6 protein-coding genes, 1 tRNA gene and 1 pseudogene are annotated in these 6,183 nt (G+C 61.6%); 1 reads left to right on the forward strand and 7 read right to left on the reverse strand.

Features of this window, described 5'->3' with window-relative positions; genetic code table 11:
- The 5 genes and pseudogenes from AC1DWI_RS11165 to AC1DWI_RS11185 form a co-directional block, all read right to left on the reverse strand.
- Positions 1–587 (reverse strand): annotated as a pseudogene (locus tag AC1DWI_RS11165) (two-component sensor histidine kinase); the annotation flags it as partial.
- A gap of 34 nt (positions 588–621) precedes the next feature.
- The gene (miaB, locus tag AC1DWI_RS11170) at positions 622–1,965 is read right to left on the reverse strand and encodes a tRNA (N6-isopentenyl adenosine(37)-C2)-methylthiotransferase MiaB (RefSeq protein WP_477724840.1); all 1,344 of its coding nucleotides are present in this window, start codon (positions 1,963–1,965) and stop codon (positions 622–624) included.
- Positions 1,966–2,080: 115 nt separating this feature from the next.
- Positions 2,081–2,545, reverse strand: a complete 465-nt coding sequence (locus tag AC1DWI_RS11175) for a hypothetical protein (RefSeq protein WP_477668357.1) — start codon at positions 2,543–2,545, stop codon at positions 2,081–2,083.
- A gap of 89 nt (positions 2,546–2,634) precedes the next feature.
- Positions 2,635–2,711, reverse strand: a tRNA-Met gene (locus AC1DWI_RS11180).
- A 124-nt stretch (positions 2,712–2,835) separates the two neighbouring features.
- On the reverse strand, positions 2,836–3,633 hold the full coding sequence (locus tag AC1DWI_RS11185) for an enoyl-CoA hydratase (RefSeq protein ID WP_477668356.1): 798 nt from the start codon (positions 3,631–3,633) through the stop codon (positions 2,836–2,838).
- A 104-nt stretch (positions 3,634–3,737) separates the two neighbouring features.
- On the opposite strand from AC1DWI_RS11185, the gene AC1DWI_RS11190 reads away from it, so the two are divergent.
- The gene (locus AC1DWI_RS11190; RefSeq protein WP_477668355.1) at positions 3,738–3,998 is read left to right on the forward strand and encodes an enoyl-CoA hydratase-related protein; all 261 of its coding nucleotides are present in this window, start codon (positions 3,738–3,740) and stop codon (positions 3,996–3,998) included.
- A 32-nt stretch (positions 3,999–4,030) separates the two neighbouring features.
- Here AC1DWI_RS11190 and AC1DWI_RS11195 read toward each other — a convergent pair whose 3' ends face one another.
- Both AC1DWI_RS11195 and AC1DWI_RS11200 read right to left on the reverse strand, forming a co-directional pair.
- Entirely contained in the window at positions 4,031–5,833 is a 1,803-nt protein-coding gene (locus AC1DWI_RS11195; protein ID WP_477668919.1) for a M61 family metallopeptidase, read from the reverse strand.
- A 161-nt stretch (positions 5,834–5,994) separates the two neighbouring features.
- On the reverse strand, positions 5,995–6,183 hold a 189-nt coding region (locus AC1DWI_RS11200), incomplete at its 5' end, for a thioredoxin fold domain-containing protein (protein ID WP_477724841.1).

A 6,183-nucleotide genomic window follows, 5' to 3' on the forward strand; every position in this document is an offset into this window, starting at 1 on the left:
CACACGCCGAATGCCAGCGCCATGGCGATGGCCAGCACGATGGCCCAGGTTACCTGCTGGGTCAGCCGCTGGCGGCTGGCCTCGAGCTTGCCCTCCAGCGACTTGTTGCGTTGCTGAATCGCCTGTTGCACCTGCACGGCGATGGCGGCGTTGACACTTTCCAGTTCGCGGAATTCTTGCGCCAGCTGGCGTTCCCGGTCCAGCGCGGTACCGGTCGGGCCGGTCAGCAGATCGCCGATGCTCTGCATGTGCGCGCGCCATTGCCGGGCTTTGGCCACCGGTACGTCTTCTCGCGCCAGACTGGTCAGGATACTCGCAGCTTCACGGGCCTCGTCACCGAAGCGCTCACGCAATACCCGGTCGTCGAGGACGACCGACTGGCGGGATGTACGCTCCATCGATACGCTGCGCTCGGCCAGGGACTGCGCCGCGCTGCTGAGTTCGAGGGCACGTGCGGCATTGCTGCGGCTTTGCAGCGAAAGGTCTTCCAGGGTAAACAGCGCCCGCAGCGAGGCGGCGCCCAGCAGGGCAGCAATCAGCAGGAAGGCGATCACCAGAAGTTGCCGGAACGAAAATCGTTGCAGCATGCGTGTCGAGTGCTTGAGCAACGCGCGGGCGGTCTCAGGCCGCCACGGCGACGTCCCGCGTCAGGACTTCGCCGCGCAGCGAACGCTGCGTGGCCTGGGTGATGGTGATGTCCAGCATCTGGCCGATGAGGCGCGGCTGGCCCTTGAAGTTGACCACGCGGTTGCACTCCGTGCGGCCCATGAGTTCGGTCGGATCCTTGCGCGAGGCGCCTTCCACCAGAATGCGCTGCACCGTGCCCTGGCGGCTGGCGCTGATGGCGCGCACGCTGTCGTCAATCGCGGCCTGCAAATGTTGCAGACGCTTGAGCTTGACCTCGTGCGGTGTGTCGTCCTGCAGCGCGGCGGCGGGGGTGCCGGGGCGTGGGCTGTAAATGAAGCTGAACGAGGTGTCGTAGCCGATCTCGTCGATCAGCTTCATCATCTTGCCGAAGTCGTCTTCGGTCTCGCCGGGGAAGCCCACGATGAAATCGCTGCTCATGGCCAGATCCGGGCGGATGGCGCGCAGCTTGCGGATSGTGCTCTTGTATTCCATSGCGGTGTAGCCGCGCTTCATCGCCATSAGGATGCGGTCGSWGCCGTGCTGMACCGGCAAATGCAGGTGGTTGACCAGTTTGGGCAGCTTGGCGTAGGCGTCGATCAGGCGCTGCGTGAACTCATTGGGGTGGCTGGTGACGTAGCGGATGCGCTCAATGCCCGGGATGTCGGACACGTATTCGAGCAAGGTTGCGAAGTCGGCGATCTCGGCCGTGCCACCCATGGGGCCACGGTAAGCGTTGACGTTTTGCCCGAGCAGCGTGACTTCCTTGACGCCCTGGTCGGYCAGGCCGGCGACTTCGACCAGCACGTCTTCGAAGGGCCGAGAGACCTCTTCGCCACGGGTGTAGGGCACCACGCAGTAGCTGCAGTACTTGGAGCAGCCTTCCATGATGCTCACGAAGGCGCTGGCGCCCTCGACGCGCGCCGGCGGCAGGTGGTCGAATTTTTCGATCTCGGGAAAGCTGATGTCGACCTGCGGCTTGCCCAGCCGGGTCCGGTTGGCCAGCAGCTGCGGCAGGCGGTGCAGGGTTTGCGGGCCGAAGACCACGTCGACATAAGGTGCGCGCTGGATGATGGCCGCGCCTTCCTGGCTGGCTACACAGCCGCCGACGCCGATCAGCACGCCTTTTTCTTTCAGGTGCTTGACGCGGCCCAGGTCGCTGAAGACTTTCTCCTGGGCTTTTTCGCGCACGGAGCAGGTATTGAACAGGATCAGGTCGGCCTGTTCCATGTCCTGGGTAGGCTCGTAGCCTTCGGCAGCATGGAGCACGTCGGACATCTTGTCCGAGTCGTACTCGTTCATTTGGCAGCCGAAGGTTTTAATGAAGACTTTTTTGCTCATGATGCTGGCTGATTTGCGGTTTGTCCGCGGGCTGATGGCGATTGCTATTAAATTAATAGCTGCTTGCGCCCATGTTTAAAGGGCGTMAGGCTGATTTCGCTTGAGGCTGTGGGCGTTACTGCTTGTAGGCAGGTAACTGGTCGTACGGCGTCTTGCCGTTGTCCACTGTCTTGGCAGGGGTGCCGCTGTTGAAATTGAACACCGTGTCGGTGCCGCCCGCCCGCTTTTCCTTGGCCTCTTCCGCGTTGAGGATCCAGACCTCATGGACCTCGCCGGTGTTGCTGCGCAGGTAGTTCACCACCAGCTTCTGGTTCAGGAGTGCGCCGGACAACACGAAATTGTTGTTGATGTCGCGTATGCGTGCGCCCACAGACAGCCTGTCCTGCTTGCCGTCCATGGAGATCACCGGCGGCGTCACCACCACCATTTCGCCGCGGACGGCCTTGGGAGGGAATTTCCGGATGTTGGGTTTGACAGCCTCGGCGGGATCGGTCTGGGCCAGGGCTGGCAGGCTCATCAGGCCGGCAGAAGCAGCCAGCATCATCAGGAGTGCGGCCAGGCGGGAAGTGCAGCGGTTCATGGTATGTGTCCAGAGGCTGTTAATAAATAGGAGAATAACAAAGAACAAAGCCTCAGGGGGAAGGACCCTCTGAGGCTTTGACGCATTCCTGGTGGTCGTAGGTGGACTTGAACCACCGACATCAGCATTATGAATGCTGCGCTCTAACCAACTGAGCTATACGACCGAACCCAAGATTATAACTATAAAAACACCCCCGTCCAGGCTCACTGCGTGTAGCCTGCTCCCCCCCTCAAGGGGGCGGCGCCTGGGGCCGGCGAAGCCGGACCCGCGGCCCCTACTGGTGGGGCTCACCTGTGTTTAAAAACCGGTTTTCGTTTGTTGACGAAGGCGTCCATGCCTTCTTTTTGGTCTTCGGTGGAAAACAGCGAATGGAACAGGCGCCTTTCGAACATCACGCCGTCGCTGAGGCCGCTTTCAAATGCCCGGTTGAGGGCTTCCTTGGCGGCCATGACGCTGGTCTGGCCGTAGCTGCAGATCATCAGCGCGGCGCCCAGGGCTTCGTCCATGAGCTTTTCCAGCGGCACCACACGGCTGACCAGGCCTGAACGCTCTGCCTCCTGGGCATCCATCATGCGGCCCGTCAGGGTCATGTCCATGGCTTTGGCCTTGCCCACGGCACGGGGCAGGCGCTGCGTGCCGCCAGCACCGGGAATGATGCCCAGCTTGATTTCAGGCTGGCCGAACTTTGCGTTGTCGGCAGCAATGATGAAGTCGCACATCATTGCGAGCTCGCAGCCGCCGCCCAGCGCAAAGCCGCTGACGGCAGCAATCACCGGCTTGCGGATGCTGTGGATTTGCTCCCAGTTGCGGGTGATGTAATCGTTGTTGTAAACGTCGGCAAAACTGTAGGTGGCCATGGCGCCGATGTCGGCGCCTGCGGCAAAGGCCTTTTCGCTGCCGGTCAGGATGATGCAGCCGACGGTGTCATCAGCATCAAACGCCTTGAGCGCCCGGCCCAGTTCGTCCATGAGCTGGTCGTTCAGGGCATTGAGTTGCTTGGGCCGGTTCAGCGTGACGATACCCACCTTGCGGCTGTCCGGGCCTTCGGTGCGGGTTTCAATGGTTTCGTAGGTCGTGGAAGACATGAAATAGGTCCTTTGGCTGAAAATGCGTCCGGCAATGATGCCACGGGCTCATGGCTGCCAATGGCTTGCCGCAATGCTAGATTCGGGAACAGGAGACTGCTGCCATGACTGCTTCCCATACCGGCTCCGCTGCCGATCCCACCGTTCTGTATGCCATCGATGGTGCTGTGGGCATCCTCACGCTCAACCGCCCCCAGGCCCTGAACAGCTTTACCCGGCAGATGCGCGAAGGCGCCACGCGCACGCTGCATCAGCAACTCGATGCGGAACGCGACATGCAGGCGGCCCTGGGACGCAGCCACGATTACATGGAAGGCGTGACGGCTTTTCTTGAAAAGCATCCCGCGGTATTCAAGGGCGAATGACCTTCCGAAGAGGTGAGTCGCGCCAGGCCGGGTCAGGTTTTCTGGCCGAGCCATTGGTCCATCAGCGCGGCATCCCGCACCGCCAGGCGCCAGGTGGTCAGCGCGGGCGGCATGGGCAGCTCCAGCCGCAGCAGGCGTTTGTCGCGTGCGACCAGGGCAATGACTTTTTTGGCCGTGCCTGCGTAGTGCAGCAGGTCATCGAGCCGGTTCATGCGCCAACCGCCCTCCGGCTCCCGTGCGCCTGTGGCAATGGGTTCCACCGCCAGCCATTCATCTCCCGCCGCAAACCCGGCATGCTCGGCAACGCCGCCGCGCAGCACGGTCTTGACCTGCACCACGCCCTGGTTTTCGCTGGCGCGTAATCCCAGCCGCTGAGCCAGTTGCGCAGGTTCTTCGGCGACTGTCACGCCATGCTGTTCCAGCAAGGCCTTGAGCGGAAGTTCTTCGCGTCCGTGCACCCATTGGGCCAGCTCGGTGGCAAACGGGCGGTGTCCTGCGGCTGCAAGCTCCTCTGCAAAATCTGTCTCGCGCAGGGGGCCGGCTTTGCAGCGTTGCCAGAGTGCGCGCATCACGTTGTCCAGTGTCGCGCCCCCGGCAGCTCCGCCTTCTGCCCGAAGCGTCAGATCAAAACACAGCGCCACCAGCGCTCCCTTGGTGTAGTAGCTCACGGTGGCGTTGGGCGTATTTTCATCCTGCCGGTAATACTTCACCCAGGCATCGAAGCTCGCCTGGGCGACGGATTGAACCAGCCGGCCCGGGGTCTGCATGACCTGGTTGATGGTCTTGTTGAGCAGCTTGAGGTAGCCGGCGTTGTCCAGCAGGCCGGCGCGGCGCAGCAACAGGTCGTCGTAGTAACTGGTGAAGCCCTCGAAAAACCACAACAGCCCGGTGTAATTCTCGGCGCCGTAGTCGTAGTGTTCAAACTCCGCGGGACGCAGCCGCTTGACATTCCATGTATGGAAATATTCGTGGCTGATGAGGCCGCGCAGCGTGGTGTAGCCTTCTGCCGTGCGGGATTCACCCAGGCGCGGCAAGTCCTTCCGGTTGCAGATCAGTGCAGTCGAGTTGCGGTGCTCGAGTCCGCCGTAGCCTTCGTCCACCGCGTTCAGCATGAAGAGGTAACTCTTGAAGGGAGGCTTTTTCGCACCATGCCAGAAACGGATCTCCGTTTCGCAAATCTTCTGGGTGTCCGCCAGCAGCCTTGCGCCGTCGAAGCTCGGGGCCGCGCCCGCGACCACCATGCGGTGCGGCACGCCGCGCGCCGTAAAAGTACCGCTCCAGAAAGCGCCCATTTCCACGGGGCAGTCCACCAGTTCGTCGTAATCGGCCGCCAGGTAGGTACCAAACCCATGCTTGTTGACTGCCTGCGGCCTGAGCCCTGTGGCCAGTGACCAGCCCTTGGCGGCTTTCGGTGTGAGGATCTCCAGCACATGCGCGGCTTTTTCCTGGCCCTGCACTTTCAGGCACAGGCTGGTGCCGTTGAAAAAGCCGCGATGGGAATCCAGCCAGGCGCTGCGCACGGAGTTGTCGCAGGCATACACCTCATAGCGCAGCACCAGCGGTTTGGCAGGCGAGCACTGAATCTGCCAGGTGCATTTATCGAGCTGTTCGGCACGAAGCGGTGTTCGTACCGTTTGGCGAGCCTCCAGGTTCTGCAGGTTTTTGGAGAATTCCCGCACCAGGTAACTGCCGGGGATCCACACAGGCAGCGAGACCCTTTGCAAAGCGTCAGGCTGTGCGATCGTGAGGGTCACGCGAAAGAGGTGGGCGTGCAGAACGTCTGTTTCGACGCGGTAGTGAAGGGGGGAGGAAGTGTTTTTAGGGGTGCCTGGCATCTTGCGCAAAGAATACCCCACGTCTGCCGCCAGCTGCATGGGGGCGCCCGACGGATCAAGTCGATCGGGCTGTAAATGCTATCAAAAAAGGAGCTGCTCGCGCAGGTGGTGTGCGGGCTGGAGGTCGATTTTGTATCTAAACAGGGCCTTCTGGCCCATTTTCAGGGAGTTTTTGCACTGAGCAGCATTTTTTCGACTTCCTGGGCGCTGACCGCGCCTGGCGCGCGGGATCCGTCAGCAAAAATCAGGGTGGGCGTGCCRGTGATATTGTATTTTTGGCCAAACTCGCGGTTTCGCTTGATGGCCGAGATGTCGCATTCGGCAGCCGCAGGCACGGTGTTGCGCAGCAT

It is taken from the genome of Polaromonas sp. P3_C2, assembly GCF_056402675.1.

Coding starts and splice junctions, on each gene's coding strand:
- AC1DWI_RS11190 (WP_477668355.1), top strand. CDS start 3,738: ATGACTGCTTCCCATACCGGCTCCGCTGCCGATCCCACCGTTCTGTAT.
- AC1DWI_RS11175 (WP_477668357.1), bottom strand. CDS start 2,545: ATGAACCGCTGCACTTCCCGCCTGGCCGCACTCCTGATGATGCTGGCT.
- AC1DWI_RS11185 (WP_477668356.1), bottom strand. CDS start 3,633: ATGTCTTCCACGACCTACGAAACCATTGAAACCCGCACCGAAGGCCCG.
- AC1DWI_RS11195 (WP_477668919.1), bottom strand. CDS start 5,833: ATGCCAGGCACCCCTAAAAACACTTCCTCCCCCCTTCACTACCGCGTC.